This is a genomic window from Spirosoma liriopis (assembly GCF_023196085.1).
Taxonomy (GTDB): domain Bacteria; phylum Bacteroidota; class Bacteroidia; order Cytophagales; family Spirosomataceae; genus Spirosoma; species Spirosoma oryzicola.
On sequence record NZ_JALPRF010000002.1, the window covers coordinates 501,166 to 515,344 of the forward strand.

The 14,179-nt window shown below is 49.7% G+C and carries 12 protein-coding genes; 6 read left to right on the plus strand and 6 right to left on the minus strand.

Annotated elements, in window-relative coordinates; all coding sequences use genetic code 11:
- The first annotated feature begins 24 nt into the window (after window positions 1-24).
- Window positions 25-867, plus strand: coding sequence for an endonuclease/exonuclease/phosphatase family protein (locus tag M0L20_RS11185; RefSeq protein ID WP_248477024.1), 843 nt, complete (start codon window positions 25-27; stop codon window positions 865-867).
- 229 nt (window positions 868-1,096) lie between these two features.
- Here M0L20_RS11185 and M0L20_RS11190 read toward each other — a convergent pair whose 3' ends face one another.
- Window positions 1,097-2,818, minus strand: coding sequence for a peptidase dimerization domain-containing protein (locus M0L20_RS11190; RefSeq protein WP_232561052.1), 1,722 nt, complete (start codon window positions 2,816-2,818; stop codon window positions 1,097-1,099).
- Window positions 2,819-3,007: 189 nt separating this feature from the next.
- Here M0L20_RS11190 and M0L20_RS11195 point away from each other — a divergent pair, with 189 nt between their 5' ends.
- On the plus strand, window positions 3,008-4,228 hold the full coding sequence (locus tag M0L20_RS11195) for an NADP-dependent isocitrate dehydrogenase (protein WP_248477025.1): 1,221 nt from the start codon (window positions 3,008-3,010) through the stop codon (window positions 4,226-4,228).
- 151 nt (window positions 4,229-4,379) lie between these two features.
- On the plus strand, window positions 4,380-4,787 hold the full coding sequence (locus tag M0L20_RS11200; RefSeq protein ID WP_232561054.1) for a Dabb family protein: 408 nt from the start codon (window positions 4,380-4,382) through the stop codon (window positions 4,785-4,787).
- A gap of 120 nt (window positions 4,788-4,907) precedes the next feature.
- On the opposite strand, the gene M0L20_RS11205 is transcribed toward M0L20_RS11200, so the two are convergent.
- Together M0L20_RS11205 and M0L20_RS11210 are read right to left on the minus strand one after the other, a co-directional pair.
- Window positions 4,908-5,492: a YcxB family protein gene (locus tag M0L20_RS11205; protein ID WP_232561055.1), complete on the minus strand. Its 585-nt coding sequence runs from the start codon at window positions 5,490-5,492 to the stop codon at window positions 4,908-4,910.
- Window positions 5,493-5,622: 130 nt separating this feature from the next.
- On the minus strand, window positions 5,623-6,027 hold the full coding sequence (locus tag M0L20_RS11210) for a DUF4783 domain-containing protein (protein WP_248477026.1): 405 nt from the start codon (window positions 6,025-6,027) through the stop codon (window positions 5,623-5,625).
- Window positions 6,028-6,182: 155 nt separating this feature from the next.
- Here M0L20_RS11210 and M0L20_RS11215 point away from each other — a divergent pair, with 155 nt between their 5' ends.
- On the plus strand, window positions 6,183-6,695 hold the full coding sequence (locus tag M0L20_RS11215) for a phosphoribosyltransferase family protein (RefSeq protein WP_248477027.1): 513 nt from the start codon (window positions 6,183-6,185) through the stop codon (window positions 6,693-6,695).
- 58 nt (window positions 6,696-6,753) lie between these two features.
- Here M0L20_RS11215 and M0L20_RS11220 read toward each other — a convergent pair whose 3' ends face one another.
- From M0L20_RS11220 to M0L20_RS11230, 3 genes are all read right to left on the minus strand, one after another.
- On the minus strand, window positions 6,754-6,930 hold the full coding sequence (locus M0L20_RS11220; RefSeq protein ID WP_232561058.1) for a hypothetical protein: 177 nt from the start codon (window positions 6,928-6,930) through the stop codon (window positions 6,754-6,756).
- 93 nt (window positions 6,931-7,023) lie between these two features.
- The gene (locus tag M0L20_RS11225) at window positions 7,024-9,996 is read right to left on the minus strand and encodes a DEAD/DEAH box helicase (RefSeq protein ID WP_248477028.1); all 2,973 of its coding nucleotides are present in this window, start codon (window positions 9,994-9,996) and stop codon (window positions 7,024-7,026) included.
- A 487-nt stretch (window positions 9,997-10,483) separates the two neighbouring features.
- A complete protein-coding gene (locus tag M0L20_RS11230) occupies window positions 10,484-11,506 on the minus strand; it encodes a LacI family DNA-binding transcriptional regulator (protein ID WP_248477029.1) in 1,023 nt (340 codons plus the stop codon).
- Window positions 11,507-11,878: 372 nt separating this feature from the next.
- Between M0L20_RS11230 and M0L20_RS11235 the strand changes: the two genes are divergently transcribed.
- Together M0L20_RS11235 and M0L20_RS11240 are read left to right on the plus strand one after the other, a co-directional pair.
- Complete coding sequence (locus M0L20_RS11235; protein WP_232561061.1) at window positions 11,879-12,823, plus strand: RraA family protein; 945 nt, start codon at window positions 11,879-11,881, stop codon at window positions 12,821-12,823.
- A 26-nt stretch (window positions 12,824-12,849) separates the two neighbouring features.
- Window positions 12,850-14,148, plus strand: coding sequence for a mandelate racemase/muconate lactonizing enzyme family protein (locus M0L20_RS11240; protein WP_248477030.1), 1,299 nt, complete (start codon window positions 12,850-12,852; stop codon window positions 14,146-14,148).
- Window positions 14,149-14,179: the final 31 nt, after the last annotated feature.

Sequence of the window (14,179 nt, forward strand, 5' to 3'; positions counted from 1 at the left end):
AAGCGTTTCTAAAACAAACATACAATGCGCGTACTCTTTATTCTTTTAGTAAGCAGTGTTTTGATGGCACAAGCTAGCATGGCTCAACCGGTCAATTCGTTCAATGTTGCCTCCTACAACCTTCGCTACAACAACAAAGGCGACGGAATAAATGCCTGGCCGAACCGCAAGGAAAACGTAAAAGCGCTAATCCAATTCCACGAGTTCGACATTTTTGGAACACAGGAAGCACTGCGCGATCAGTTGAATGATGTTGCTGAATTGAAAGACTTTGCGTTTTTCGGCGCCGGTCGCGATGATGGTAAAGAAGCGGGTGAGCACTCCGCTATTTTTTACCGCAAAGACCGATTCAAGATGCTACAGTCGGGTAATTTCTGGCTGAGCGAGACACCCGACAAACCCGGTAAAGGCTGGGACGCGACCTGCTGCAACCGCATCTGCTCGTGGGCTAAATTCTCGGATTTAAAAACAAAAAAAGAGTTTTACTTTTTCAGCGTTCACTTCGATCACCAGGGCGTTGAAGCGCGTCGGCAGTCGGGTAAGCTGATGGTGGAAAAAATTAAAGAAATCGCGAAAAACACACCGGTTATTCTGGTTGGCGATTTAAACTCGACTCCCGATACCGAGCAGGTCAAAACAATTGAAACCCTGCTGAGCGATTCGCGGTCCGTTTCGGCGCTACCTCCATACGGTCCGGAAGGTACATTCAACGCCTTCAAATTTGACGCGCCGATGAATCAGCGGATCGACTACATCTTTGTTAGCAAGCAGTTCAACGTGCTGAAGTACGGGGTGCTGACGGACGCCAAAGAACAGCGTTATCCATCTGACCACCAACCCGTAGTGGCGAAAGTGGTCTTGAAATAAGCAGCCTTACAGACCAATGTCCGCCGGTAATCAGTTATCGGCGGACATTTGCTTTTTATCCGCGTACATCGGCGAGAAATAACGTTGATTAAAAACAAAAAAGCGGTGATTGATAGCCATCACCGCTTTTCGTTAGCCTAGACAAAGATCCCGAACGTTTTCACCAGAACGTAAGTGGTGCCGCATTCGGGAAGATTAGACCGATCCGTTGTCTAAACGAATGGTATACCTACCGAGACGACGAAGAAGATACTTTTGCCGCTGTCGATTTTTCTTTTTCTACCTGCTTCTTGACCGCTGTCCGTTGATCGTCGCGCACGGTTGGGTACTTGATTCCTAGTTGTTCGAGGTACGTTTTATACTTGCTCGGATCGTAGTAAAACTTCTCCAGCTTCGGCTTAAATTCCGCCATGATCTTCTTGTTCAGATAAATAGCTGGCTGCTCTTTGGGCGAAATGAGCGGTTCGTATTTGATATCTTTAGTTTGCTCATCTTTGTAATACGCCCAGGCATCTTTGATGATTTCGGGTTTCAGCAGCAGATCAAGCAAGGTCATAGCCTCCGCTTTGGCACCGTAGACGACGCCTTTGTGCGCAATGGGCGTAGCCATCGAAATCGCATTGGCCCAGTGGTGACCTGGCAAGCCCGGAATGTTGCTCGGATAGCGCAAAACAATTGTTGGCAAGGACCATGAAATGTCGGCAATATCGTCGGAGCCACCGCCCATTGGCGTCATCGCCTGGCCACCCATCATCACGACCGGAGCCGACGAGGTCGGCATGCCCATTGAATCCAGTTTTACGGCCAGCCCCTCGGCTTTGGGTGCCTGTAACTCAATCTGCGAAGCCCGCGCCAGCAACTGGTCTTCTTCCGACCAGGTTGGCAAACCTACTTTCTTGATGTTGTCGTACGCTGCGGCTGCGATTACGCGGTTGGTATGCACCGGCCAGGCTGAACCCAGAATTTCGTACGTAAACTTTGTATCGGTCATCATCGCGGCTCCTTCGGCGATTTTTACGCCGGTTTCGAACAGCTTCTTGATCTTGGGGTACGTCCGTTCGCGGAAATAATACCAGACGGCGGCTTTTGATGGTACAACGTTGGGTTGGTCGCCACCGTCCGAAATAACGTAGTGGGAGCGTTGGGTCAGTTCGAGGTGTTCGCGCCGGTAGTTCCAGCCGATGTTCATCAACTCTACCGCGTCCAATGCACTACGTCCGCGCCAGGGTGCACCCGCTGCGTGAGCCGCCTGTCCTTCAAAATTGAATTTTACTGAAACCAGACCGTTGTTGCCATTATCGCCCCAGGAAACGGCCAGGTTGTTGCCAACGTGGGTGAAAATACAAGCGTCTACATCTTTAAAGTAACCGTCTCGCACGTAGAACGCTTTGGTACCAACTAACTCCTCGGCAACGCCCGGCCAAAGCATGAGCGTACCCGGAATTTTTTCCCGTTCCATCAGCTTTTTCACCGCCAGTACCGCAACGATGTTCAGCGCCTGACCCGAGTTGTGCCCTTCGCCGTGGCCGGGAGCGCCTTCCACAATGGGGTCTTTATAAGCTACACCCGGCTTCTGACTGGCTTTGGGAATACAGTCGATATCGGAGCCGACGGCGATCAGTGGCTTCCCTGATCCCCAGGTAGCTATCCAGGCGGTGGGAATACCCGATATGCCTTTCTTGACCGTAAAGCCTTCTTTTTCAAGCAGGTTGGTTAGGTATTTAAACGACTCTTCTTCCTGAAAACCGAGCTCCGAGAAGCTGAACAGCATGTCATTGATCTGCTGAGCCATAACCGTATTGGCTTCAACGGCAGCCACGGCTTCCTGCTTCAGTTTTTCGATACGGCCAGACGGTTGGCGGTCACCTGACTTCGCCGTTTTTTTCGACTGACCGAACAGGAGCGCGGGCAGTAAAAATAAGGCTACTAATAGATTTGTACAGTTTTTCATTGATAATGCCAAATTATATGAGGTATGATTGGGTAGAACTTCATAAAAATACGGAAAATACGTTGTTTGTGCGAATGATCGGATTCTGATTTTCGATTTCACCCGTTGCCCCTAATTCACTACTTTTGCGCCGGACCGCCGGGCGGCCAAGTAGTGTATCGTTTCAATCGTTTTATATACCCAAGTCCAATGGAAAAAATTAAGGTGGCAAATCCGGTTGTCGAACTGGATGGCGACGAAATGACCCGTATCATCTGGAAATTCATCAAAGACAAGCTGATTTTGCCGTATGTCGATGTTGATATTAAGTACTATGACCTCGGTATTGAGTACCGCGATGAAACCAACGATCAGGTAACGATTGACGCGGCTAACGCGATCAAAGAATACGGCGTGGGTATCAAATGCGCGACCATTACGCCCGACGAGGACCGCGTTAAAGAGTTCAATCTGAAGCAGATGTGGAAATCGCCAAACGGTACAATCCGTAATATCCTGGATGGTACGGTGTTCCGCGAGCCGATTGTGATGAGTAACGTGCCACGTCTGGTTACCAACTGGACGGCTCCGATCATCATCGGTCGTCACGCGTTCGGTGATCAGTACCGCGCTACGGATTTCGTTGTTCCCGGTCCCGGTAAGTTGACGATGAAGTTCGAAGGTGAAGACGGCTCTGTACACGAGTTCGACGTATACCAGTTCAAAGCGGGTGGTGTAGCAATGGGTATGTACAACGTTGACGAGTCGATTCGTGGCTTTGCCCGGGCTTGTTTCAACGTCGCGCTGGACAAAGGCTGGCCGCTGTACCTGTCGACCAAAAATACCATCCTGAAAAAATACGACGGTCGTTTCAAAGACATCTTCCAGGAGATCTACGACGCCGAGTACGCGGGTAAAGTACATTACGAACACCGCCTGATCGATGACATGGTCGCTTCGGCCCTGAAATGGGAAGGTAATTTCGTATGGGCCTGCAAAAACTACGATGGTGACGTTCAGTCGGATACCGTAGCGCAAGGGTTTGGTTCACTGGGTCTGATGACGTCGGTATTGGTTACGCCAGATGGCAAAACGCAGGAGGCTGAAGCGGCTCACGGTACCGTGACACGTCACTACCGCGAGTACCAGAAAGGTAACAAAACGTCGACCAACCCAATTGCATCGATCTACGCCTGGACCCGTGGTCTGGCTTTCCGGGGTAAACTCGATGGCAACCAGCCGCTGATCGACTTCGCTAACGCGCTTGAAGCCGTTTGCGTGGAAACCGTAGAAAGCGGTAAAATGACGAAAGACCTGGCGCTGTCGGCTTTCCCTGCTGGTACGAAACTAGTAGCTGGTGAGCACTACCTGTACACCGAAGAGTTCCTGGAAGCGCTGGACGAAAACCTACAAGCGAAACTGGCGAAGTAATCGCTCAGGATTTGACCCATTTTCCAGTGCTTTATCAGAGCAAAAAACCGGGTTAAGCAATTAAATCAAAAAAAATCCTGGTTCAGACGAATGCCGCTCTATAGTAGGGCGGCATTTTTATTTTCTTTGCTAGCCAAACGCTTTTTGTCTTATGAAACATATCTTCGCCGTCGTAGTCTTGGCACTGCTATCTGTCACAACCTACGCTCACACGCCGAAAGGCGAACCACCCGTCAAAAAAATGAAATCAAATTCTGTCCAGCACATTGTGCTGTTTAAGTTCAAACCCGAAACGACACCCGAGAAGCTGAAGGAAATTCTGGCGGCTTTTGAAGCGCTTCCGTCGAAGATCAAAGAAATCAAAGGGTTTCAGTGGGGAACCAACAATAGTCCCGAGGGGCACGCGCATGGCCTGACGCACGCTTTTATTCTGACGTTCGACTCGGAAAAAGATCGCGATGCATACCTACCGCATCCGGCTCACAAAGAATTCGGCTCCATCGTGGGACCCTGGATTGCCGACCTGACCGTCGTTGATTTCACCAACCAGGCAAAATAAAATCGTCCTCACTCGTGGTGTCAGGTTTGAGAACCGCACGGGCGGCCCCGCTGACACCACGAGTAAGGACGATTTCTAGACAAGACAGTCGCACCCCGGCGGCTGATTGAGTTAAGGAAATTACTTAACCGGTTCCGCTACCGCATTCTCGGGTAAGAAGCCTTTCCGGCGCAGAATAGCATCCGTAAATTTCAGGTCGTGATCGCTGTTGAAAATCGAATAAGGCAGGTAAATAAACTGCGCTTTCGCTAGTCCTTTCGTCACAGTGCGGGCAATCCAGTTGGCTTTTACATTTTTCAGCGCTTCCGCGTTATTGAGGTAAAGAATGTAAGCCTCTTTGTCTTTTTCGACACCGCTGATCTGATCCCATTTCAGAATACCGCCTTCTTTAACATTGATACGCATCAGAATCTGACGGCTATCAATTTCGTAGATGTATTTCTGAAACAAAGCTTTGCTCTGCTCCATCTGCGCTATTCCCGTAATCTGGACGGCCCAGAACAATACATACAAGATCGTAAGCAGTACGATAACAATATAAATCCAGTAGTTGGGATAAACCCCCGTCAAACTCAGAACGACATTCAACAGGATAAGCCCCAATGGTACGAATCCCCACTTCCAATTATCTCTTACCCACTGCCGTAGCGCGAGGTTGATGTACGTTTTCTGGTCTAATGCGTATTTTTTTGTTTTAACAATCATAGTACTGGCAACGGCCAAACGTCAAAATGAAACACAAAGATACGGCGATTTAGCATGTATGCTTTCGTGTAGTTCATGAATTATGAGTTGACGAATGGACCAGCCACCAATTATTTACTCCGGAAGATCTTTATTCTTTTCGAAAGTGAAGTGCGTTGATAACGTATTGGTGGTTAGCGTTCTGACGCATGAGCACGTAAACCGAGAAGGCATTTCCTTCGGTGGCGTAGGTACCGGTACTGTAACGTAGTCGGTTGGACGATCCCCGGTACACGAATTCAAAGCCGTGGGGTGGGTATCTGCGGAAGAACGTACGAAGTATCAGTTCAGCGTGCGTAGCATCCACCGACGAAAAATCGACTTTCTCGGTGTCGATCACCAATTCAATGGTTTTGTCGAACTGAGTGGCTAGCTGGCCCGCGTTGCCTTTCCGTAACGAAGTCTGTACAGTCTGGCTTACCTCCGCATCGGATGCAGTTTCGGGGAAAAAGCAAGTCAACGTAAAGCCCAAAAAGATGGTTAGTAGGAAGTTCATAACTCGTTAAGACCAGCAGATCATGTTTACGAGTTGCGAAAATTATGCCAGAAATTGAGGGTGGATAACAATATATTTAGGCTACCCGCAAACTTGCTTCGTTGTCTTGCGTCTATTTTCCCATCTTTGCGCCGTCAATTGAATTTGCCGTCTCTATGAAAACCGCTGAACCGACGCTTATTCTGAATGCAGAGCAGATCCGCCAGAAAATTCGACGGATTGCCTTTCAGATTTACGAAACGAATTTTGAAGAAACGGCCTTGCTGCTGGCCGGTGTTGCCGGTGAAGGCTATGTGCTGGCGAAGGCGTTGGCACGCGAACTAGAGATGATTACGCCGTTTACAATCGAATTGATTCAGGTTAATCTGGATAAGTCGCAGTCTCTGCAACCCGCTGTCGATCTCGATCCCGCTGCCAGCAATTATACCGACAAGGTAGTCGTGGTTGTGGATGACGTTTTATACACAGGACGTACGTTGACATTTAGTCTGCAACCGTTCTTGCGCGTGCCGGTGCGCAAGTTGCAGGTAGCCGTCCTCGTTGACCGTAACTTCCCGAACTACCCCGTAGCGGCTGATTATAAAGGGTACGAACTCAGCACAACGCTGACCGACCACGTAGAGGTGGTCCTTGGCGACGAAGACCGAATGGGCGTTTACTTGCGCTAACAAAAAGGGAGTAGGTGATTGAGCCGAATCGGCGCATAGTCACCTACTCCCTTTTTAGCTAGGCCCTGGTGCCGCGAATTAAACTGACGCCGGTAAAGAAAAAGATACCACCCAGAATCAGGTACACAAACGATGCCTGTGCCACACCGCCTTTGGTAAAGTCGATACCCCCGTACACCAAACCAATCAGGCCGACCAGAGTCAGGATAATGCCGAAGATGCTTTTAACGTTCATATGTTGAGCTTATTGAGGTGAATGATATGTACTGGGCTAATAACTAATTTCAGTCGATTTCTTCCCTGAAACTCATCAATCTCGTTTTAAAACTTATTCGAGCAGTACCATAATATCTTCCTTGGTCAGCGATTTCATGAAGTTTTCCTCTGTGGCAATCAGACTTCCGGCCAGTTGCTGCTTGGCGCGTTGCAAGGACAGAATCTTCTCTTCGACCGTGTTTTTGGCAATGAACTTATACGTGAAAACGGTTTTCTGCTGACCAATGCGATGGGCGCGGTCAACGGCCTGCGCTTCAATGGCTGGGTTCCACCAGGGGTCCAGAATGAAAACGTAATCGGCTGCGGTCAGGTTATGACCTAATCCGCCCGCTTTCAGTGAAATCAAAAACAGCTTTACCGAATCGTCGGTCTGAAAGAGTTGAACCTGGCTTTGACGATCCTGCGTAGAGCCATCCAGGTACGCGTACTTGATGTTTTTTTCTTTTAGATACTGCCGAACCACATTCAGGTGTTTGATGAACTGGCTGAATACCAAAACTTTGTGATGCTCGATCATGGCGCTTTCCAGGCGAATGAGTACGTCGGAAAGTTTGCCCGAATCGCCTTCGTACTCGTCGTCAACCATGCGCGGATGGTTGGCAATCTGGCGTAACTTCGTCAGACCCTGCAAGACAATCATCTGCGATTTAGCCATGCCGTCTTCCTCAATGCGTTCGAGAATCAGATTTCGGTAGAAGGATTTCGCTTCTTCGTACTGCTTCTCCTGATCGGGCGTCATTTCCGAAAAAAGAACACTTTCTACTTTTTCCGGCAGATCAGTGGCGACCTGCGCTTTGTTGCGCCGAAGCATAAACGGCTTGATGAGGCTATACAGTCGTGCGGTTTTAACGTCGTCGTGGCGCTTTTCAATCGGTATCTGAAACTCATTCCGGAAAAACGACTGACTACCCAGCAAACCGGGGTTGATAAACGACATCTGCGTCCAGATATCCATCGTACTGTTTTCGAGCGGGGTACCCGTCAGGATAAGCCGGTTTGCCGTGTTCAGTTGCATCACCGCTTTGGTGATGTGCGACGAAGGATTTTTGATGGCCTGCGATTCGTCCAGAATGACGTAGTTGAAGCGGTAATCGCTCAGGATATCGATGTCGATGCGGACAATGCCATAGGAGGTCAGGATAAGGTCGTAGCCGTCAAACTGAGCCGTATTTTTCTCCCGATACGTACCTGTATACACCATCACGCGCAGGTTAGGCGTAAACTTTCGGGCTTCCAGTTCCCAGTTGTACAGCAGCGACGTAGGCATGACCAGCAGGGAAGGTTCGAGCGCACCCGCTTCCTTTTGTCCCTGAAGCATAGCCAGCGTCATTACCGTTTTACCCAGACCCATGTCATCGGCCAGGCAACCACCAAAGCGATACTGCCGCAGAAAATTCATCCAGTCGTAACCAGCCTGCTGATAAGGACGGAGGGTTCCGTTAAAACCTTGGGGCACAGCAAACGATTCAATTTCTTCAAAATCGCGCAGGCGTTCGAGCTTGCGGCTCATAATCGTCGTCGCGAGATTGTCACGCTCCAGTTCCTGAACCAGCGCCAAGTGATGTTTTTGCAGGACTAGTCGGTCGGCATCGCGCGGATCAACACTGTCGGGTTGCTCCATGAAGCCGAATAATTCCGAGTACTTGGTGAACCACACCTCCGGAATAACGGCAATCTCACCATTGGGAAGCGTAAACTCATGCTTCTTGTTGAGAATAAGGGTCCTGAGTTTCAGAAACGGAATTTCAAACTCACCGAACCGGACATTGGCGTAAATATCAAACCAGTCGCGGCCCTCTTCGATGGAAACATCAATGCTCGAATACCCCAGAAAATACCGCTTGGTGTCCTCGGCGTTCTGCCGAAGCGTGAAACCTGCTTCGTTGATTGCCAGGTTATTGGCTGACAACCAGGCAAAAGCTTCTGATTTGGGGATAGCCAGACGGCCATGACGCAAGTCCAGACCCGTTTCGCGCAGAAACGCCAGCTTTTGTTTTTCCAGACGCAGGTCACGCCGAATTTTGTGGAAAATGTAATCTTCTCCCTTTTTTTCCAGGCTGACATTGGCCGATGGGCCGAAACTATCGAACCGAAACGTAAAATCGCCGTATTGAAACGACAGGTCAAACGCAATGCGCTGGCTGGCTTCATCATCGGCGTCCGGTCCGTCGTTGGCGGCTCCAACGGCTACCGTCCGGCTTGACGTTACCATTTCCGAAACGGTCAAAACAGGAACGGGCTCAATGATTTCAGCCCGTATTTCGAACCCTTTGGCATATACGTCATAGGATGCTATAAGCTGCGTTACAAAGCGTTCGTAGTACTGCTGCTCAATATTTTTCGGGATAATAATGTGGTTCTTCGTAAAGAACGGCCTGAGCTTTTTACCGTCGACGTGCTTGCTGAAATGATAGACTCGGTTGTTAACCATCAGGTAAGCCGGTTCGTCACAGATCATCAGCGCACCTTTGAATTGAAACTCCACGCGTTCGGTTTCGCCATTTTCGCCAATCGGGTAACGAATGATCGGGAAGTAGTTGGTCGAATCGGCGTTACGGACAAAATGGAAATGCACTCTGGCGGGCTGCGGCATCCATTCGATGGGTGCCCAGACAGGGTTACCGTCGCTGCCCATCACGTAAAACGTTTTGCCGGGAAGAAGCGCCAGAATTTTTGCCTTGATCGTTTCCAGATAACTGCAAATTGCTTCCTGAATGAGTTTGTCGCCTTTGTGGGGGTCGTATATCTTCAGGAAGAAATCGATAGCGGGCAGTTTGCGCGTGTTGAACTTCTTGACAATGGTATCCTGCTGGATGCTTTCGATCAGGCGGACCAGCTCAAAATCACGTTCGTCAAGCTCCTGAGAAAACTCGCTCACGTTTTGTGTGGAAAGCGTCTGGTTCAGTAAGGTCAATTCGCCCCGCCCATTTAATTGCACGACAAATGCTTCAATAAGATAGCCCAGAAATTCATGCTCCAACAGCGAGTAAACAATCTGGAAGGGTTCGGAAGGCGAAACTTTCATGATACAGCAACGACAATAATCTACAGCTTACAGATAAGCAGCCTCAGAAAGGCGCGTCAACGGTCGAAAAAGATGGCGGTGGGCGACCTTAAAAGAGTTACTGAAAGCGAGCAAGTTAGGCTCGTTTCGGTATGGCTACTGGTCTCAAATATACGAACAGAAATAAGAAACCCAACTGTAGATTTACCCGCCGGGAAAAACTTCAAAAGTGAGCTACAGGGCCGTATTTCATCTATTAACCCGGTCGCTGTCTCTGCGGGAGCAGCGCTCGACAACGGTGAAAACAAGGACACAGCGTCTGCACCCGATTGACGAAAAAGTCATTGACGATCAAGCTAGTAAATGCTCTGTTGCTGCTAAACTCTTTTGCTTTGCTCTGTTCGTTCCGGTAGTGTGGCCGGAAGCCAATTTGAAAAATCGGCTGAAAGAGAGCGGAGCAATCCGAAAAGTGAGGATAAAAACAATTGTGTAAAACCAGCCAATGGGACTACACGGCTTTTTTCGATGAGTCGCGTACGATCAGTTCCGAGTGTAAAATAATTGTGTTCGTGGTTTGAATGTCCATCGCTCCGTTCAGATGATTGATCAGGCTCTGGGCTGCGACTTCGCCCATCTTTTCACCCGGATAATGAACGGTCGTCAGGGTAGGCTCAACAACGGATGAGACCGGGTCGTCGTTAAACCCCACAACGGCAATATCTGCCGGGATAGACAAGCCCGCTTTTTTAAGCGCACTCATGCAACTGACGGCACAAAAGTCATTGGTAACGAACAGGCCATCGGGGGGATTTTTCATCGTCTGTATATGGCTAGCTGCTTTCAGACCCGCTTCGTGACTCAAATCGGTTACCATAACCAGCTCGTCTTCGTAGGCCAACCCAAAGTCAAGCAGGGCCAGCTTGTAGCCTTTCAACCGGTCGGCATAGACGTTTCGTTTTAAGTTGCCCGTTACGTGCATTACCCGACGACAACCTTGCTGAATCAGATGGGCCGTCGCTTCGTAACCCGCTTTTGCGTTGTCGATAACAATGCAGGTGCTTCGTTTATGGGCAAGGACGCGATCAAAAAACAGCAACGGAATCCCTTTATTGACGAAGGCGTCAAAATGTTCCGACATCTCGGTATCATAGGCAACCGAAACAAGCAGCCCGTCCACGCGGCTGTTAAACATTGTTTTTGCGTTGGCTATTTCTTTCCTGACAGACTCTAGCGATTGGCTGATAATCAGATTATAAGAAGCTGCATTGGCTACTTTTTCCATGCCCGCCAGGACGGTTGACATAAAATGACTGTCCAATCGGGGAACAATAACGCCGATGGTATTGGTACGCTGACGGCGCAAATTGCTGGCGAAAGTATTGGACCGATAGCCCATTTCCTTTGCCGTAGCAGCAATCGTGCTTTTGGTGTTACTGTTGATAGCCGGGTGATCATTCAGCGCTCTACTAACCGTTGCGGGCGAGAGCTTTAGCCGTCGCGCAATGTCGTATATAGTAGTTTCTTTTTCCATGAGAGCCCAAAAGCGGTGTGCAAACTAATTAAGATACAGGACGATTGAGTAAAAAATTAATGCAATCGGTTGCAATTATAAAAATTAATAGGATATTTATATCTCAAATTTTATTCTCGGGCAAATTGTGAAGCGGAATAGGCTACCAAAGTCCCCGTTTCGTCAGGTACGCTATCGGTAATTAACGCTTTTTCTGTTCATCATAGGTAAACAGGACTCCCTTCTGCCAGTTGGCGGGAGGGATGTTTAATAAGAATAAGCCTCCAGGCTTACCCTGTGGTTAGAAATTCAATCGGTTGCAGAGGGTAGAATTGGGGGTGAGTGAACCTTATTCCATACGAATGCTAAACCCTTAAATTCTGTATCATTTGTATGAAATTGGTGATTGGTATCCTGGCCACGCTATGTCTGGCCGGAACGATAACAAAATCGTCAGGTCAGCAGATTTCCCGCGACGAGCTGATCTTTTTAACCCCTGATTGGAAAGGTGAACGCTTTCCCGATGGTCGCCCTAAAGTATCCGATGCGCTTCTGCAACGGATGAAACGAGTAACGCAGGAGGAAGCTTGGTCCGTGCTGAAAGGCGAAAACTACAAATACCAGTTTGCGGGCGACTGGCAGACCATCAACCCCGACAGTGTGCTGGTCGGGCGTGCTTTAACCGCGACGTTCATGCCCGGTCGGCCCGACGTGCATCGGGTGACGGACGAGAAAGGACATACCAAAGACAAGCGGGTAAAATCGCAGAATGCCTGGCCGATTGATATGCTGACCAAAGGCGATGTGTACGTTGTCGATCAGTTTGGGATGCACGAAGACGGGCCAACGATCGGCGACAATCTCGGTAACTCCATCTTCGCCAAGACTGGCAACGGCATTGTGTACGAAGGGGCTATCCGCGACTTGGCTGGCCTGAAAGAAATCGGCGGGTTCACCTCATACTATCGGAGCTACCACCCGTCTCACCACAATCCCGAAGGCAATCTGAATACAACGCTGGTGGGTATCAACCGCCCGACGCGGATTGGTAAAGTCATGGTCATGCCGGGCGATATCGTACTGGGCCGCGATGGGGGCGTTTGTTTTATCCCGCCACACCTGGTCGAAAAGGTGGTCAAAACGTCGGAAATCATCCGATTGCGGGATATGTTCGGTCACCAGCGCTTACGGGAGCAGAAATACACGCCCGGTCAGATCGATACACGCTGGTCGGATGAGATTGAGAAGGACTTTTCGCAGTGGCTCAACGCCCACATTAGCGAACTGCCCGTTCCGAAAGAGCAGATTCAGGATTATCTCAAAACCCGCACCTGGTAAACCGAACACCTAAACCTTTACAAACCATGAAAAACTCATCATCTACCGGCGGAATTGACCGTCGCTCGTTTCTGACCAAAAGCGCCTTAGCCAGTGTATTTAGTGCGGGTGCTTTATCCAGTTTCGGCGAAGGGCTGGAAACGGCCGTTGACCGTGCTCCACTTTCGTCGGCTCCATCGCAGTTAAAAATTACGGATATCAAATGCGGCTACACCCGCAACGGACATAGCCTGTTCGTGAAAGTGCATACCAACCAAGGCATCTGGGGTTGTGGTGAAGCGGTCGATGCCTCGGTCGGAACGTACCATCTGGTGAAGCTGATTGGCGAACGAATTAAAGGCAAAAGTCCGCTGAACGTAAACCGTATCTTCGAAGACGTGCGCAAAGCGGGTTTTTTCGAGGGAGCGCAGGCGGGTATTTACATTTCCGTGCTCTCGGCGGTCGAAACGGCCTTGTGGGATTTGGTCGGAAAAGCGCTCGGTATGCCGGTTTACCAGCTGCTGGGCGGTAAATTCCGGGATAAGATTCGCGTTTACTGCGACACGGGTGCTTATCGTGAATCGGATACCAGTGCCGAGGCTTTCGGGAAAAGTGCGAAGAAAGCCGTCGATATGGGTTTCACGGCGGTGAAATACGACATCGATGAACGCAACGACCCCAATAAATACGACGCGTATAACTGGACCGCCAGCCAGGGCGAACTGGAACGGATGTACAACCAGATCGCGGGTGTTCGGAAAGCCGTTGGCCCGAAAATCGACATTTGCGTCGATATGCACGGACGCTATGATGTAACGACCGGTCGACGCGTGGCTAAGATGATGGAGCCGCTGAATCTGCTGTTTCTGGAAGAACCGATTCCGGCCGAAAACCCCGAAGCGTACAAGCAGATTCGCGAAGCCTCGAACACGCCGATCTGTGCGGGTGAGAATCACTATCTGGCGCACGGGTTCCGCAAACTACTCGAAATAGGAGCCGTAGACATCATCATGCCGGACTTACAAAAAGCGGGCGGCCTCGGCGAAGCGCAGCGAATTGCGAACCTGGCGAACCTGTATTACGTGCCGTTTGCTCCGCACATGGTAGCCTCGTATTTGGGAGCGATGGCGTCGAGCCACGTTTGTGCGTCGGTGCCGAACTTCCTGATCCTGGAATGGCAGATTTACTTCCACGAGGAGCCGATGTTCAAAGATATCGTCACGTTTGATGGACCCATGATCGAGAAAGGATTTATTCCTTTATCCGAGAAACCGGGTATCGGCGTTGAAATCAACGAAGAAGGCATGAAAAAATACGCGCCCAAAGACGTACCGTTTTTTGTCTGATCAAGCTGACGGCAACGTGGTGTCAGCAGGG